We start from the raw sequence: 15,523 nt of genomic DNA, 5'->3' as shown, positions 1-15,523 counted from the left end.
AAGGTGCTCCCCCCACCGTCAAAAGACATGCTACTGCAGCAGCAGGTTCATGGCCGGTACGACGCCGGCTTTTTTTGCCAGTGCGTACACCGTGACGCGGCTATTGGACGCATCAGCGACATAGATATAATCATTACGATCCCCGACGGCAACAGCAAACGGAAGCGCAACCTGCCCGTTGCCGCTGCCGTAGCTGCCCCATGCAACCTGGAACTGCCGGGCCGCGGAAAACTGCTGGAGGCGGTGATTGTGCGTGTCCGCCACGTACACCGAACCATCCGGGCCCACGGTGATGCCTTGCGGATGGCTGAACTGCCCGTCGCCGTCACCCCAGACGCCCCATGTGGCCTGGAACACGCCAGCCGCAGAAAACTTCTGAATGCGGTGATTGCTTGTGTCCGCCACGTACACCGAGCCGTCAGGCGCCACGGCGATGCCTAACGGATAGTTGAACTGCCCGTCGCCGCTGCCGCTGCTGCCCCATTTGGCCTGAAACTCCCCGGCCGCAGAAAACTTCTGGATGCGGTGATTGTACGTGTCCACCACATACACCGAGCCACCAGATGCCACGGCAATGCCATGTGGATAGTTGAACTGCCCGTCGCCGCTGCCGTAGCTGCCCCACTTGGCTAGGGGCATCCCGGCCGCGGAGAACTGCTGGATGCTGTGGCCGCCATAGTCCGCCACATAGACCGAGCCGTCCGGCGCCACGGCAACGCCCGTGGGCTGGTTGAACTGCCCGGTGCCGCTGCCCTGGCTGCCCCATTTGCTCTGAAACACCCCGGCCGAGGAAAACTTTTGGATGCGGTGATTGCCGGTGTCCGCCACGTACACTGATCCATCGCCCGCCACAGCAATGCCGCGCGGCCAGTTGAACTGCCCGTCCCCGCTGCCGCTGCTGCTCCATGTGGTCTGGAACACCCCGGCCGACGAAAACTTCTGGATGCGGTAATTGTATGTATCCGCCACATACACCGAGCCGTCAGACGCCACGGCAATACCCAGCGGAGAATTGAACTGCCCGTCGCCGCTGCCGTAGCTGCCCCATTTGGTCTGGAACACCCCGGCCGACGAAAACTTCTGGATGCGGTAATTGTATGTATCCGCCACATACACCGAGCCGTCAGACGCCACGGCAATACCCAGCGGAGAATTGAACTGCCCGTCGCCGCTGCCGTAGCTGCCCCATTTGGTCTGGAACACCCCGGCCGACGAAAACTTCTGGATGCGATTATTGTTCGAATCCGTCACGTACACTGAGCCGTCAGACGCCACGGCGGTGCCGCGCGGAGAGTTGAACTGCCCGTCGCCGCTGCCGCTGCTGCCCCACGTGGTCTGGAACACCCCGGCCGAGGAAAACTTCTGGAGGCGGTGGTTCTCCGTGTCCGCCACATACACCGAGCCATCAGACGCCACGGCGATGCCGCGCGGAGAGCTGAACTGCCCGTTGCCGCTGCCGCTGCTGCCCCATTTGGCCTGAAACACCCCGGTTGCGGAAAATTTCTGGATGCGGTGATTGCCCGTGTCCGCCACATACACCGAGCCATCAGACGCCACGGCGATGCCGCGTGGCGAGAGGAATTGCCCGTCGCCGCTGCCGTGGCTGCCCCATTTGGCCTGGAACACCCCGGCCGCGGAAAACTTCTGGATGCGGTGATTGTACATGTCCGCCACGTACACCGAGCCATCAGGGGCCACGACGATGCTTTGCGGAGCGTAGAACTGCCCGTCGCCGTTGCCCTGGCCGCCCCATCGGGCTTCCTCCTCCCCGCCAGGGGAAAAGGCCGCCACCTCGTGCAGCCCATTGCAATAATAGAGGGTGCCGTTCTGGGCCACGGCCACCCCGTTCGGATTCGTCACCGTCAGTCCAGCGGGCCAGTGGGCAATGAACGTTGGGGGCGTCTGGGCCAGGGCAGCCCCCGTCGCCAGACACCACACCATGCTGAAAAGGAACACGACAACGCGCCAAAGGACTCCCAACGCATGCCGCATACGCCCTCCACCGGGTAGATGAATCGCACCAGCTTTTGCAATGCTACGCGCAATTGCTGCCTGTCGCAAGCGCGCAGCAGCGCATCACGCGCCGCCCCCCTGCAGCGGCATGGCCGCTCCCCATCTGCCCGCCGCTACTGCAGCAATAGATGCATGGCCGGCAGGAAGCCTCCAGTGAAGGCCTCAATCTCCACTGGAAACACCACCACGCGGTGATTTCCCGTATCTGTTACGTACGCCAACCCGCCAGACGCCACGGCGATGCCTCGGGGACTATTGAACTGCCCGCTGCCGCTGCCGTAGCTGCCCCACTGTTGCAGGTACGTACCGACAGCGCTGAATTGCTGAATGCGGTGGTTGTTCGTGTCCGCCACGTACACCGAACCATCCGGGGCCACGACGATGCTGCGCGGATGGCTGAACTGCCCGTCGCCGCTGCCCTCGCTGCCCCACTGCTGCAGGTACGTACCTGCAGCACTGAACTGCTGGATGCGATGGTTTCCAGTATCCGCCACATAGACCGACCCGTCAGGCGCCACGGCGATGCCGTGTGGTTCTATGAACTGCCCGTCGCCGCTGCCCTCGCTGCCCCACTGGCGCAGGTACGTACCTGCAGCACTGAACTGCTGAATGCGATGGTTGCCAGCCTCCGCCACATAAATCGAACCGTCCGCCGCCACGGCAATGCCCCTGAGGCCGCTGAACCGCCCGTCGCCGCTGCCGCTACTGCCCCACGTCGTCTGGAAGACCCCGGCCGAGGAAAACTTCTGGATACGGTAATTCCTCATGTCCGTCACATACACTGAGCCGTCTGGAGCCACGGCGATGCCGCGCGGGGAGTCCAACTGTCCATTGCCGTGACCGTAGCTACCCCATGTGACCTGAAATTCCCCGGTTGCCGAAAACTTCTGAATGCGGTCATTGCCTGTGTCCGCCACGTACACTGAGCTATCCGAAGCCACAGTGATACTTTCGGGGGAAAAAAACTGCCCGTCGTCGCCGCCTTGGCTACCCCATTTATGCTGAAACACCCCGGCCGCGGAAAACTGCTGAATGCGATTGTTCCAATTGTCCGCCAAGTACACCGAGCCGTCAGAGGCCACAGCGATCCTTGTGGGAAGAGAAAACTGTCCGTCGTCGCCGCCTTGGCTGCCCCATTGGCGCTGAAACTCTCCGGCCGCGGAAAACTGCTGAATGCGATCATTCCCATAATCCGCCACGTAGACCGAGCCGTCCGCACCAACCGCGATGCCCGGCGGAAAGTTGAACTGCCCGTCGTCGCTGCCGAAGCTGCCCCACGTGACCTGGAATTCCCCGGTTGCGGAAAACCGCTGGATGCGGTCACCCATTGTATCCGCCACGTACACCGTGCCGTCGGGAGCCACGGCGATGCCCTCGGGGCCCATGAACTGCCCGTCGTCGTTGCCGCTGCTGCCCCATTTGGCCTGAAACACCCCGGCCGCGGAAAACTTCTGGATGCGATAGTTGTTAGTGTCCGCCACATACACCGACCCGTCCGGCCCCATGGCGATGTCGGACGGGTAGCAGAATTGCCCATCGTCGCTGCCTTCGCTGCCCCACTTGATCTGGAACACCCCGGCCGAGGAAAACTTCTGGATACGGTTATTGGCCGCGTCCGCCACATACACCGAGCCATCCGGGGCCACGACGATGCTGCGCGGATGGCTGAACTGCCCGTCGCCGCTGCCCTGGCCGCCCCAGCGGGCTTCCTCCACCCCACCGGGAGAAAAGGCCACCACCTCGTTCAGATCATTACAATAATAGACCGTACCGTTCTGGGCCACGGCCACCCCGGACGGCCTCGTGACCGTCACCCCCTCGGGCCAGTGGCCCATAACGGTGGGGAGCGCCTGGGCCAGGGCTGTGCCCGCCGGCACACACCACACCACCCCGACCAGAAACATGACAACGCGCCAACACACTCCCACCGCATGCCGCATAACCCCTCCGCCGGGCGCACGAATCGCAGGACCGCAAGAAATTATCGCAATGGCTGAAACAGTTCCAAAAATTTTATAATTAAGTCAAATAAATATGTCAATACCAATTTAAAATGCAGAAAACACAACGATGTCAAACGTTGCAACCCCACGCCCCCTATCCTAGTCCCGATGCTGTCGCACCCAGTCCTCCCAGCCCGGCGGGATTTTCTGGAAGTGCATGTAATCCACCTTTTCCGCCTTGTTCCAGTCCCCGCCCCAGGTCCAGCCCAGGCGCTTGAAGGCCTGCACCACGGGCGACTCCGGCGTCAGCGTCCCCGGAGCGGCCGGGGCATACGTGGCCCCCGGAGGCAGGATCAGCTTGCCCTTGATGTATGGATTCAGGTGCGGATTGATGTCCACAGCCAGGCCCAGGGCATGCATGGACAGCTGTTGCGCACCCACCACCGGCCGCCAGACATAGCCTGAGGTGTTGTTCGTCTCCGAAGACAGCCCATACGGCCCCTTGGCCAGGATGGTGGGATGGGCGATGGGCAGCACCGAATCCAGCGGGAACCGGTGCGTGAACATCACGGCAAACGCCGCGGCGACATCCTCGGCCAGGGCCTTGTGGATGACCACCTGCCCCTGATGCACCGCGCCGTCGAACCCGTGATACGGCACCGACACCAGCACCTGCTGCGCCTGGACCTCGGGCAGCACGTCCGGGGGCTGGTTCATGAAAATTGCCTGCCCGCTGGTCAGATTGCTGTCCGCCATGACGGCAGCAGCACCGCACACCATGCCAAGGGCGACCACGACACCGCAAAAAAGCCACTGGACCCGATGCATCGTCGTGCCTTTTGTGGGAATGTGTTCTGATGCGCCGCGTTATTTCGGACGCGATACGTTGGGCGCCATGCCCTGCTTGAGTCGTTCTTCCTGGCGTTTCTGCCAGCTGGGGTCATACGGCTTCGGCTTGAGGGATTCCGGTGTGATGCGCACAAAGGGGCTCTTGTACTCTTCCACCTTCTTGCTGTCTGCGGTTGCGGCAGTTGCCATGGCCAGCAGCATGGCAAGGGCTGCGGTTGACGTCAGCATGGCGGAAATTGTCCGCGCTGTCGCAGTGTGCATGGTTCTCCATTGCATGGCGGCGCTCCTTGTTGCAGTCTTTTGAGAACATACGACAGTCTTGTCGGGCTGGCAATGTGCGCCCGGCAAGCCTTGCAGGCCCGCACGCCGGCACGATCCCTGCTTTGTGCCTCATGTCGGCAATATCTTCCCGCCCCCGGCATTGGGAGGCGGCGAGCGGCCGCGCAAGGAGCTTTCACCATGATGAGCGCACTGTATATCGGCGCCACCGGAATGAAGACCCATTCCGCAGGCATGCAGGTCACCGGGAACAACATCGCCAACGTGAACACCACGGCGTACAAGAATTCCCAGATTCGATACGAGGACTTGATGAGCAGCAGCGTTGCGTCCGCCGCCACCAGCACCACCGTGGGCATGGCGCAGACGGGACACGGCTCCAGTGTGCAGGACGTGGTGACCATGTACACCCAGGGGTCCTTCCAGACCACCTCCTCCGAAACGGATGTGGCCATCTCCGGCAAGGGCTTTTTTGCCGTGCGCAACATGGAGGACGACAGCACCTACTACACCCGCGCCGGCAATTTCGTCTTCGACAAGGACGGATTCCTGGTGGACACCAACGGCTATGCCGTGCGCGGCGTGGCCTACAATACGGACGGCACCCTGTCCGATGTGACCACCGATGTACGGTTGTGGACCGACGCCAACGAGGTGCCCACCCTGGCCGCCAAAAGCACCGCCGCCGTCACCCTGGCCTCCAACCTTGACCGCTCGGTGATGGGCGACACCAGCGCCCCCACCCTGGCCTCCATGCTGGCCAATTACGATGGCACCTCGGCAACCGAGCCGCTTTCCGCCGATGAGTATTCGTACGCGGATACCGTCACCGTCTATGACTCCTCCGGCGAAAAGCACACGTTGTCGGTGTATTACTCCAAGGTGGGTCAGGACGAACAGACCGGCGACACCATCTATGGCTACATTGCCGCCGTCCCCGGCGCGGAGGATGGTTCCGCCCTGGCCGGCACCAGCGCCGCAGGCATGCTCATGTCCGGCACCCTCACCTTCAGCAGCGACGGCGTGCTGACGAGCCAGACGGCATACACCTATTCCGGCGCCGGCGACCCCACGGATCTGAGCACCTGGAGCCTGGCGACCCTGAGCACGGATGCCGCACCGTCCATGACCGCCACGTTCTCCAATGGCGCCACCATGACCACATCCCTCAACTTCGGCCTTTCCAGCACCACGGGCACCTGGACCGGCGATTCCACGCTGGCGGACGCCGCAAGCGGCTCCGTGCTTTCTTCCTTTGACGCCACCCGCAGCGCCAGCAGCTCCACCGCCTATTCCGGCACGTCCTACAATTCCTTTCAGGACCAGGACGGCTACCCCGAAGGCTCCCTCACCCGGGTTTCCTTCGCCGCGGACGGCACCCTGGTGGGCGATTATTCCAACGGCGAAACCGCGGACCTCTACCGCCTGCGGCTCTACGACTTCACCAACGAATACGGCCTGACCCACGAAGGCGGCAACCTGTACTCGGCCAACAACACCACTGGGGAAATTGTTGAAGGCTTTGCAGGGGAAGGCATGTTCGGCTCGGTGTCCGGCAGCACCCTGGAACTCTCCAACGTGGATCTGGCCTCGGAATTCGTGACCATGATCACCACCCAGCGGGGATTCCAGGCCAACTCCAAAATCATTACCACCACAGACAGCCTGCTGCAGACGGCCATCAACCTGAAACGCTAAAACAGGGTGCTCTTGAAAAGAGCTTCTGGGGGAACCCCTTTCTATAGAAAGGGGTTCCCCCAGACCCCCTCCCCAAAGACTTTTATTAGTGAATTCAATTTGCTACAAAAGTTTTGGAAGGGGAGAGCGCGAGNGAGGGGAGAACCTTTTGCAAAAGGTTTCCCCTCTCGCAACGCCTTTACTTCACCCCCAACACCAGCCTTACAGCAGCGATTGCAGCGTCCAGTCCCGCCCGCGGTGCCGGGTCTGGGCCAGGGGCTCCAGGGTCTGGCGCGAGCCGATGACGCACAGCCTGCCCTGGGGCAGGGCCTGTTGCAGGAACCGGCCCAGGCGACGCAGATCCTCCACCGTGGCGGCCAGAATCTCTTCACGCATGCGCTGGCGGCCGGCGTTGGTATCGTTGGTCAGCCGGCGCAGGCAGGCGATGTAGCCCTTGGCGTCTGGCAGCAGGTAGGCATCCACCTCGTTGATGGCGCCCAGGATGGCCTTGTCCATGGCCGCGGGGGTCAGATCCAGCGTGGCCAGCCAGTCCCCCAGAGCCAGGAAGGCATCCAGGGTGCGTTCCACATTGGGATCGCGGTACGAGACCAGATTCAGCGCCCCGGACAACCGGTCCAGGAAGCAGAACGCACCGTATGCGCCGCCCTGGACGCGGATCTTCTCCCACAAATACCCGGACCGCACGAACCGCGCCGCCAGTTGCAGGGAGCCATGGGCCGTCAGGCCCTGGCCGTAACAGTCGATCCCCAGGCCCACGAAATTCACCTGGGAGGGGATGCACAGGGCCTCTGCCGCGGGGATCTCCAGCAAGGGAAAGACATTGGCTGATTGCGGGGCGCCTGCGGCAGGCAGGGCGGCCAGCAGCCGGGCCAGGGCCGGTTCCATGGCCGCCAGGGCGTCGGCCTCGGCGGTGATGTTTACCAGCAGATTGGCCCGATGCAGCAGGACATTGCGCAGGTGGAAGAGCGCCTCGCGCACGGCCGGCCAGTCCGACTCCACCTGCTCGGCCAGCCGGCGCAGCACATGGAGCTGTTCCAAACCGCCCATGACCTCGGCCACCTGCCCTGCGGCATTGAGCCCGGCCCGCAGCCGCGACACGACGATGGCATGCCCGGCCGGCGCCAGGCTTTCTTCCATCTGGGCCTTTTCCTCCAGCACCAGTTGGCGGATGCGTTCCTGGTCCGCCAGGGTGGCCTCCAAAAGCACTTCCCGCAAGATATCAAAGAATGCCTTATGATTGGCCACGGTGGCTTTGCCCCGCAGGAACAGCAGCTGTGCCGGCGCGGCAGTGTCCAGGCGGGTACCGGCAAAGGTGGCCGGATCGATACCGCCGGTCGTGGCGCTGATGTGCATGGCCAGGGAGATGAAATCCCGCTGCGCGGTGCCGGTTTCCACCAACGCCCGGCCAAAGAGGGGCACCAGGGCCAGGGCCTCGCGGCCCAGGCCGTCCAGATGGAAGCCGAGATCCAGATAGACCACCCCGGCCGTATCCAGGGCATGGGTGCAGACGGGCACGCCGTGCATGGTCTGTTCGGCGATGGGCAGAATCTGGTTTTCCCGCGGCAGGTCCGCCACCAGCAGGTGGGGGATGGTGGCCAGCTGGGCGGGATCGTCGGGCATGGCCTGCAGGGCTTCCAGGCGGGCGGCGTCCCGAGCGGCATCGTCCTCGATGTTCGGATTGTCGGCCCGCAGGGTCTCCAGCATGGTTGCTAGGCGCGAGGCTTCTTCCTGGCTACGGCGTTCGGCCAGGGTGGGATCCGGCGTCAACAGCACGGCCGTGCGGGCAGGATTGGCCAGCAGATGGGTGCGGATCATCTCCTCGAACACCCGCTCACCCCGGGCCAGACGTGCCTTCAGGTGCGCCAGGGGGGCTTCAAAGGCCAGCAGGGCCAGGGGATCCTTGTCGTACAGCCAGGTGGACAGGGCCCGGAGCATGAGATTGAGCCCGCGGGGATAACTGCCGGTATTGTTCTCGCGCAGGTCGAATTCCACGGAATTCACCGCCGCGGCCACGTATTCCGGCGGGAAGCCCTGCTCCACCAGATCGGTGAGGGTGTCCAGGATCAGCGTCTCCACGGCCTGGGCGTTCTCCGGCTCAATCCCTTTCAGCCCGGTGGAAAAGAACATCTGCCGCAGCTCGGCTTCCAGGCCGCCGCCGGCCAGATCCTCGCCCAGGCCGCTATCCAGCAATGCCTGGCGCAGGGGCGCGCCGGGCAGGCCCACCAGCAGTTCATCCAGCATGTTCCAGGCCAGATTCTCCGCCGCCGCGGCCACGGTGTCGCCCTCGGGAAGCGTCTCGCCCAGGAGCCAGTTGCAGCAGAAGAAGGCCTTTTGCCCGCCTTCCTCGCCGGCGGCGTAGACGTCCTCGATGCGGCGCGGCCCGGCAAAGGGCGGCTGCAGGGGAATGGCCGAATCCACGGCCAGGGGCTCGAACTGGTCGAGATACTCGGCCACGCGGCGCAGGCGCTCGTCCTCGGGATCGTCGCCATAGCCGAAGAAATAGGCGTTGGACGGGTGGTAGTAGCGGGCGTGGAAGTCCTTGAAGGCATCATAGGTCAGCTGGGGGATGACGGCCGGGTCGCCGCCGGAATCCAGGCTGTACAGGGTATCCGGATACAGCGAATGCTGGATGATCTCCCGAAACACGCTGTCCGGCGAGGAGTACGCGCCCTTCATCTCATTGTACACCACCCCCTTGAACTGCAGCGGCTCCTGCGGCTCGGGCCGGGCCAGGTGCCAGCCCTCCTGCATGAAAATCTCCCGGGTGATGCGCGGAAAGAACACCGCATCCAGATAGACATCCATCAGATTGTAAAAGTCCTTGGCATGCGTGGACGCCACGGGGTAGCATGTCTTGTCCGGATAGGTGAAGGCGTTGAGAAAGGTCTGCAACGAGCCCTTCATCAATTCCACAAAGGGTTCCTTCACGGGGTACTTGCGGGATCCGCACAGGACGGAGTGCTCCAGAATGTGCGCCACGCCCGTGGAATCCTTGGGCGGGGTGCGGAAGGTGACGGCAAAGACCTTGTTGTCGTCCTTGTTGCACAAGGACAAATAGCGCGCACCGGTCTTCTGATGACGCCACAGGTGGACGACGGTATGATATTCCTGAAGCGTGGCTTCACGTTCCAAAACAAAGCCATGCAGGACAGATGCAGATGTCATCGATGCTCCTCCAAAACGGGCAGCATGGGCCGCGCGTGCAGAAAATTTGGCAAGGCCATGAGATCGGGAGGTATACATGAGTTGGCTGGCAAATAAAACCATCGTCTTGACGGGGGCCTCCCACGGCATCGGCCGGGCCCTGGCCGACGCCCTGGCCATGCAGGGCGCGAATCTGGTGCTCAACGCCCGCTCCAAACCGCCGCTGAAGGAGGCCAAAAAAACCCTGGAAGCCGGCTACAAAATCAAGGTGGCCGTGGTGGACGGCGACGCCGCCACCGCCAGGGTGGCCCGGGCCTGCGTGGAACAGGCCGAAACCCTGGGCGGGTTTGCCGGGATCATCCATGCCGCCGGCGTGCTGCATCCTGGCCCGCATCTGTGGGAGCTGGACGAAAAGCAATACGACGACGTGACCCACGCCAGTTGCAAGGCCTCCTGGCAGCTGGCCCGGGCGGCGTATCCCGCGCTGATGCGGCAGAAAGACGGCGGGCTCTACGTGCTGTTCGGCTCGGGGGCTGCCTCCATCGCCATGCCGGGCATCGGGCTGTACTGCGCGGCCAAGGCCTTCGAAGAACACCTGATGCGCCAGTTGGCAGCGGAAACCGACGCGGTGACGTGCTTCGTCTACCAGCCCGGCAAGGTGGAGACGCGCATGCAGCAGCAGGCCCGGGAGGCGACCGGCGGCGGCGGCGAGGCCGTGCGGGCAACGTTCACCCCCTGGCACGAACGTGGCGAACTGCTCTCGGCTCAGGCCTCGGCCGTGTGGCTGGCCCGGCTGCTGCAGGAAGATCCACGCCCCTGGCACGGCCACATCGTGCGCGTGGGGCAGGTGTGAGACGGGAGATGGATTGTTCGGGGGGAACCCCTCCCCAAAGACTTTCTATTGGTAGACAACATTTTCAGTAGGTTGACTGTACCACTATAACCCCAACTGCCGCTGCGCCAGCACCACGATCATGCCTAGGAGCATGGCCGCCAGCATGTTGCGGCTGCGCCAGGCCACCAACGCGGTGACGCCTGCGGCCAGCATCCCCCAGGGGCCGGCATTGGCGATGGACGGCACCACCAGGGAAAGCAGCAGCGCCCCGGGCAGGGCATCCATGCCCCGGCGCAGCCGGCCGGTTTTGGGCAGCCGTTCGGCCAGCAGCAGGCCCCCGGCCCGCAGGCCGTAGGTGGCCAGGGCCGCCAGGGCGATGGCCAGAAAGATGTCGAGTTCAGCGGCTGGTTGCATGCGCTGCCTCCTGGGTGGATTCCGGCTGCAGCATGGCCGCGATAGCCCCGCCGATGCCGCCAATGACGATGTACCATTTGCCCGGCAGCCAGCGTTCCGCCAGCACGGCCAGCACGGCGGCCACCAGCCAGGGGAGGCAATCGCGTTTGCCGCGCCACAGGCCCACCGTGAGGGCCGTGAACACCGCGGTGAAGGCGAAGTCCAGGGCATATTCCTCCGGGTGCGCGATGAGGGAGCCGCCCAGCACCCCGACCACGGTGCCCAGGGTCCAGATGCCGATCAGGCAGACCCCGCCGCCCAGCAGAAACATGACGGTGCCCCGGCCGCGGCGCATCTCGGCCATGGTCACGGCCCAGTTCTCGTCCGCCACCAGATGGATGACGCCCAGCTTGCGCCACAGAGGCTGCCCCTGGAACAGCGGCGCCAGGGACGCGCCGACGAGCAGATAGCGCAGATTGATCACCAGCACCGCCGCCGCCATCTCCAGCACGGGCAGCCGCTCGCCCCACATCTCCACCATCACGAACTGCGCAGACCCGGCGAACACCGCCAGGTCCATGTACAGGATGTCCAGCCAGTCCAGTCCCTTTTGCGCCGCCAGCACGCCCAGCACACTGCCGTACACCGCCACGCTGGCGGCCACGGGCAGCAGGGCCGTGAACCCGCGTCTGAATTCCGAAGCCATGTGCATTGTCCTCTTTATTTGATGCAGTCTTGCGAACACCAGGTCCTTGCCATGCGGTGCGCCGCAGGTCTTGAACGAAATTGCTCGGCTGCCACGGCGTGGAGGGTGTTGATTTGCCAAACAAACTTGCCGGCCAACCGGTGGAGTTGCTCAAAAAATCATCCGCAGGGATTGAAGTTCCCCCTCAAAAAATGTACATCGCACAATGGCGACTCACCCAGCTTTAGGCGTGGGCGGGCGTCATCCCGGCAACCGACGGCCATTGCGCCCGGTAAAAATAGCAAGGAGCACTCCCATGGATATCTACGTCTGCACCGTTTGCGGCTACGAATACGATCCTGCCAAGGGCGACCCCGACAGCGGCATCAAGCCCGGCACCAAGTTCGAAGACCTGCCCGACGACTGGGCCTGCCCCGTGTGTGGCGCGTCCAAGGACGCCTTCGAAAAGCAGTAGCTGCGCCCGTCTCATCATCAAATACCGCATCAAGTTGGACTGAACTATGCAAGCGACTAAGATTATTGACGGCTTCCACCTCGTGGGCGCCATTGACTGGAACAGCCGCGACTTCCACGGCTATACGCTTTCGCCCATGGGCACCACGTACAACGCCTATCTGGTGGAAGACGAAAAGACCACGCTCTTCGACACGGTGAAGGCCGAGTACAAAGGCGAGCTGCTCTGCGGCATCGCCAGCGTCATCGATCCCAAAAAGATCGACTATCTGGTGATCCAGCACCTGGAGCTGGACCATGCCGGCGCCCTGCCCGCCCTCATCGAAGCCTGCCAGCCCGAGAAGATCTTCACCTCCTCCCTGGGCCAGAAGGCCATGGAATCCCACTTCCATTACAAGGACTGGCCCGTGCAGGTGGTCAAGCACGGGGAAACGCTCTCCCTGGGCAAGCGCACGGTCACGTTCTACGAAACCCGCATGCTGCACTGGCCGGACAGCATGGTCTCCTGGTTCGCCGACGAAAAGGTGCTCATCAGCAACGACATCTTCGGCCAGAACATCGCCGCCAGCGAGCGCTTCAGCGACCAGATCCCGGTCCACACCCTGGAACGGGCCATGCGCGAATACTACGCCAACATCGTCAACCCCTACGCCCCGCAGACCCTCAAGGCCATTGAGACCCTGGTGGGCGCAGGCGTGGCGCCGGAATTCATCTGCCCGGACCACGGCGTGATCTTCCGCGGCGCGGACCAGTGCACCTTCGCCGTGCAGAAGTATGTGGAATACGCCGAACAGAAGCCCACCAACAAGGTGGTGATCTTCTACGACTCCATGTGGCATTCCACAGAAAAGATGGCCCGTGTGCTGGCCGAATCCTTCCGCGATGAAGGCTGCACCGTGAAGCTCATGTGGTGCAAGGCCTGCCATCATTCGCAGATCATGAGCGAAATCAGCGATGCCGGCGCGGTGATCGTCGGTTCTCCCACCCACAACAACGGCATCCTGCCGTATGTGGCCGGTACGCTGCAGTACATCAAGGGCCTGCGGCCGCAGAACAAGATCGGCGGCGCATTCGGCTCCTTCGGCTGGAGCGGGGAATCCACCAAGGTCCTGGCCGAATGGCTCACCGGCATGGGCTTCGACATGCCGGCCACCCCGGTCAAGGTCAAGAACGTCCCCACCCATGCGGACTACGAACAGCTCAAGACCATGGCGCAGACCATCGCCAGGGCCCTGAAGGCCAAGCTGGCCGCCTAGAGCACGTTGTTTTTGAAAAGAACTCTCGGGGGAAAACCTNCCTTTCCAAAGACTTTTTATTGTGATTCAAGGTCACTCTCAAAGTTTTTAAAAGGGATATTGCGAGCGGGGAGAACCTTTTGCAAAAGATTTCCCCTCTCGCAATATCCTTTTTCAAAATTAAACTGCTTTAAGGCAATGCACACTCGGGGGAAACCCTCTCTATAGAAAGGGTTTCCCCTCTGACGTCCTTTCCACCAGTTGGCGCCAGACCCTAGCCAGCAGGGAGAGAATCGGCTAGCATGGCCGCATGAATGCACGTCCACTGCGCGTGATGCGCACGCTCTGGCTGGGGCTGATGTTGCTGGCGGGAATGCCGCAGCCGGGGGCGGCGGCAGACGCTGTCGCACCCCTGCCCCTGGTGGAATTCCACCTGGACGGCCTCGCGGCGGCAGCCTCCATGGAATTTTCCGGGCTGGCATGGTGGGAGGATCGGCTGGTCATGCTGCCGCAATATCCCGCCCGGGCCGGGGGGCTGTTCTTTGTCAAAAAGGATGCCCTGGTGGAGCGGCTGCGCGACAATCCCGCCGCGCCCATCATCCCCGTGCGCTGGGAATTTTCCGATGGCGGCCTGGCCAAAAGCATCCCGGGCTACGAAGGCTACGAAGCCATCGCCTTTGACGGCGACACTGTGTATGCCTGCATCGAAGCCCGCCAGAACAAGCGCATGCACGGCTGGCTGGTCAAGGGCCGGGTGGACCGGGCCCGCAACCGCATCGTCATGGACCCTGCCAGCAAAGTGCATCTGGATCCGCCGGCCCAACTGCCCAACATGGCCTTCGAGGCCCTGCTGGTGCATCAGGGCAAGGTGGTTGTCTTTTTCGAGGCCAACGGGCGCAACGTGAATCCGCGCACCCAGGTCCTGGTGTTTTCCAAGGATCTTGTGCTGCAGGAACGCCTGGGCTTTCCGGCCCTGGAATACCGGCTCACGGACGTGACCGGTGCGGACGGCTCCGGCGCGTTCTACGGTCTGAATTTCTTCTGGACCGGCGAGGCCGAGCTGCTGCAACCCGCCGCAGAAGGCCCCGGACTCAAACCAAATGTTTCTGCCACGGTGGAACGCCTGGTACCCTTGCATTTTTCCGCGGATGGCATAGAAATAAGCGGTCCATTACTGCCCTTTGCCGGAGGCATGCTGCCCTCCAACTGGGAAGGCGCCGCCATGCTGGAGGCTCCTGCCGAGGCGCAAGGGCAGGTGGTGGACCCGCAGATATCGCAGCACGGGGGGGGCGGGCCGATTCGCGGCGTCCTGGTCATCACAGACAAATACCCGGCCACCCGCCTGGGCTTTGTGGCATTGCCCTGACGGGGACAGCCGGCAGCAGAAAGGAACGAATCCCATGGGCAAGAAACTGCTCATCATTGAGGACGAGCTGCACATCCGCACCCTGCTGGAACAGGCCCTGGAAGATCTGGCCGACGAGTTCGCCGTGGAAATCCTCACCGCCGCCGATGGCGAAGAAGGCCTGGCGCTCATCAAGACCGAACGGCCGCAAGTGGTCTTCCTGGACATCATGATGCCCAAGATGAACGGGTACGAGGTCTGCACCGCCGTGAAGAACGACCCCGAGCTCAAGGATACCGTGGTGGTGCTTCTCACCGCCAAGGGCCAGGAGGCGGACAAGAAAAAGGGCCTGGAAATCGGCGCATACGATTACATGACCAAGCCCTTCGACCCCGACGAAGTGGTGGATCTGGCCAAGGAACTGCTGCAGATCGTGGACTGACGGCCTGCCCGGGCGTTGCACCCCACGCAACGCCCGTTTTTTTCTGCCCGCTGCCCGGCAACAGACGTGCCTGCGGCTTCGCATGCGGGAAATCCCCGTCCTGATTTTCCCGTCTCACAATCTTCACTCATTTGTCACATCCCCTGCCCCCCTGCGCAGGGGGCTTCTGTGGTACAGCCCAGGCGGTG

Annotated in this window: 13 protein-coding genes; 6 read left to right on the top strand and 7 right to left on the bottom strand. The window is 63.0% G+C overall.

The window, feature by feature from the left end:
* Nucleotides 1–30: 30 nt before the first annotated feature.
* The 4 genes from DGI_RS07660 to DGI_RS07645 all read right to left on the bottom strand — a co-directional run bounded on the left by DGI_RS07660 (nt 31) and on the right by DGI_RS07645 (nt 5,081).
* Nucleotides 31–1,956, bottom strand: coding sequence for an SMP-30/gluconolactonase/LRE family protein (locus DGI_RS07660; RefSeq protein WP_158407299.1), 1,926 nt, complete (start codon nt 1,954–1,956; stop codon nt 31–33).
* A 170-nt stretch (nt 1,957–2,126) separates the two neighbouring features.
* A complete protein-coding gene (locus DGI_RS07655; protein ID WP_158407298.1) occupies nt 2,127–3,917 on the bottom strand; it encodes an SMP-30/gluconolactonase/LRE family protein in 1,791 nt (596 codons plus the stop codon).
* A gap of 198 nt (nt 3,918–4,115) precedes the next feature.
* Nucleotides 4,116–4,712, bottom strand: a complete 597-nt coding sequence (locus DGI_RS07650) for a M15 family metallopeptidase (protein ID WP_235619978.1) — start codon at nt 4,710–4,712, stop codon at nt 4,116–4,118.
* Nucleotides 4,713–4,823: 111 nt separating this feature from the next.
* A complete protein-coding gene (locus tag DGI_RS07645) occupies nt 4,824–5,081 on the bottom strand; it encodes a hypothetical protein (protein WP_021760307.1) in 258 nt (85 codons plus the stop codon).
* A 183-nt stretch (nt 5,082–5,264) separates the two neighbouring features.
* Between DGI_RS07645 and DGI_RS07640 the strand changes: the two genes are divergently transcribed.
* A complete protein-coding gene (locus tag DGI_RS07640) occupies nt 5,265–6,782 on the top strand; it encodes a flagellar hook protein FlgE (protein WP_027193315.1) in 1,518 nt (505 codons plus the stop codon).
* 201 nt (nt 6,783–6,983) lie between these two features.
* Here DGI_RS07640 and DGI_RS07635 read toward each other — a convergent pair whose 3' ends face one another.
* Nucleotides 6,984–9,947, bottom strand: a complete 2,964-nt coding sequence (locus DGI_RS07635; RefSeq protein ID WP_021760305.1) for an insulinase family protein — start codon at nt 9,945–9,947, stop codon at nt 6,984–6,986.
* Between the two features lie 76 nt (nt 9,948–10,023).
* Between DGI_RS07635 and DGI_RS07630 the strand changes: the two genes are divergently transcribed.
* Nucleotides 10,024–10,779 (top strand): SDR family NAD(P)-dependent oxidoreductase, encoded by a 756-nt coding sequence (locus DGI_RS07630; protein ID WP_021760304.1) that lies wholly within the window; start codon nt 10,024–10,026, stop codon nt 10,777–10,779.
* 84 nt (nt 10,780–10,863) lie between these two features.
* Here the strand turns inward: DGI_RS07630 and DGI_RS07625 are convergent, their stop codons facing one another.
* Together DGI_RS07625 and DGI_RS07620 are read right to left on the bottom strand one after the other, a co-directional pair.
* Nucleotides 10,864–11,175 (bottom strand): AzlD family protein, encoded by a 312-nt coding sequence (locus tag DGI_RS07625; RefSeq protein ID WP_021760303.1) that lies wholly within the window; start codon nt 11,173–11,175, stop codon nt 10,864–10,866.
* Nucleotides 11,159–11,860, bottom strand: coding sequence for an AzlC family ABC transporter permease (locus DGI_RS07620; protein ID WP_021760302.1), 702 nt, complete (start codon nt 11,858–11,860; stop codon nt 11,159–11,161). The genes DGI_RS07625 and DGI_RS07620 overlap by 17 nt, the downstream gene beginning before the upstream one ends.
* Before the next feature lie 295 nt (nt 11,861–12,155).
* Between DGI_RS07620 and rd the strand changes: the two genes are divergently transcribed.
* The 4 genes from rd (at nt 12,156) to DGI_RS07600 (ending at nt 15,335) form a co-directional block, all read left to right on the top strand.
* The gene (gene rd / locus DGI_RS07615; RefSeq protein WP_021760301.1) at nt 12,156–12,314 is read left to right on the top strand and encodes a rubredoxin; all 159 of its coding nucleotides are present in this window, start codon (nt 12,156–12,158) and stop codon (nt 12,312–12,314) included.
* Nucleotides 12,315–12,360: 46 nt separating this feature from the next.
* The gene (locus tag DGI_RS07610; protein WP_021760300.1) at nt 12,361–13,569 is read left to right on the top strand and encodes an FprA family A-type flavoprotein; all 1,209 of its coding nucleotides are present in this window, start codon (nt 12,361–12,363) and stop codon (nt 13,567–13,569) included.
* Between the two features lie 289 nt (nt 13,570–13,858).
* Nucleotides 13,859–14,914: a hypothetical protein gene (locus DGI_RS07605; RefSeq protein ID WP_027193373.1), complete on the top strand. Its 1,056-nt coding sequence runs from the start codon at nt 13,859–13,861 to the stop codon at nt 14,912–14,914.
* Nucleotides 14,915–14,948: 34 nt separating this feature from the next.
* Nucleotides 14,949–15,335, top strand: a complete 387-nt coding sequence (locus DGI_RS07600; RefSeq protein ID WP_021760298.1) for a response regulator transcription factor — start codon at nt 14,949–14,951, stop codon at nt 15,333–15,335.
* The last annotated feature ends 188 nt before the right edge of the window (nt 15,336–15,523 follow it).

The sequence above is a fragment of the Megalodesulfovibrio gigas DSM 1382 = ATCC 19364 genome, from assembly GCF_000468495.1.
GTDB classification, from domain to species: domain Bacteria; phylum Desulfobacterota; class Desulfovibrionia; order Desulfovibrionales; family Desulfovibrionaceae; genus Megalodesulfovibrio; species Megalodesulfovibrio gigas.
This window is presented reverse-complemented; position numbering and strand designations above follow the sequence as displayed.

Coding starts and splice junctions, on each gene's coding strand:
- DGI_RS07600 (WP_021760298.1), top strand. CDS start 14,949: ATGGGCAAGAAACTGCTCATCATTGAGGACGAGCTGCACATCCGCACC.
- DGI_RS07645 (WP_021760307.1), bottom strand. CDS start 5,081: ATGCAATGGAGAACCATGCACACTGCGACAGCGCGGACAATTTCCGCC.
- DGI_RS07635 (WP_021760305.1), bottom strand. CDS start 9,947: ATGACATCTGCATCTGTCCTGCATGGCTTTGTTTTGGAACGTGAAGCC.
- DGI_RS07640 (WP_027193315.1), top strand. CDS start 5,265: ATGATGAGCGCACTGTATATCGGCGCCACCGGAATGAAGACCCATTCC.
- DGI_RS07650 (WP_235619978.1), bottom strand. CDS start 4,712: ATGGCGGACAGCAATCTGACCAGCGGGCAGGCAATTTTCATGAACCAG.
- DGI_RS07605 (WP_027193373.1), top strand. CDS start 13,859: ATGAATGCACGTCCACTGCGCGTGATGCGCACGCTCTGGCTGGGGCTG.
- DGI_RS07625 (WP_021760303.1), bottom strand. CDS start 11,175: ATGCAACCAGCCGCTGAACTCGACATCTTTCTGGCCATCGCCCTGGCG.
- DGI_RS07655 (WP_158407298.1), bottom strand. CDS start 3,917: ATGTTTCTGGTCGGGGTGGTGTGGTGTGTGCCGGCGGGCACAGCCCTG.
- DGI_RS07630 (WP_021760304.1), top strand. CDS start 10,024: ATGAGTTGGCTGGCAAATAAAACCATCGTCTTGACGGGGGCCTCCCAC.
- DGI_RS07620 (WP_021760302.1), bottom strand. CDS start 11,860: ATGGCTTCGGAATTCAGACGCGGGTTCACGGCCCTGCTGCCCGTGGCC.
- rd (WP_021760301.1), top strand. CDS start 12,156: ATGGATATCTACGTCTGCACCGTTTGCGGCTACGAATACGATCCTGCC.
- DGI_RS07610 (WP_021760300.1), top strand. CDS start 12,361: ATGCAAGCGACTAAGATTATTGACGGCTTCCACCTCGTGGGCGCCATT.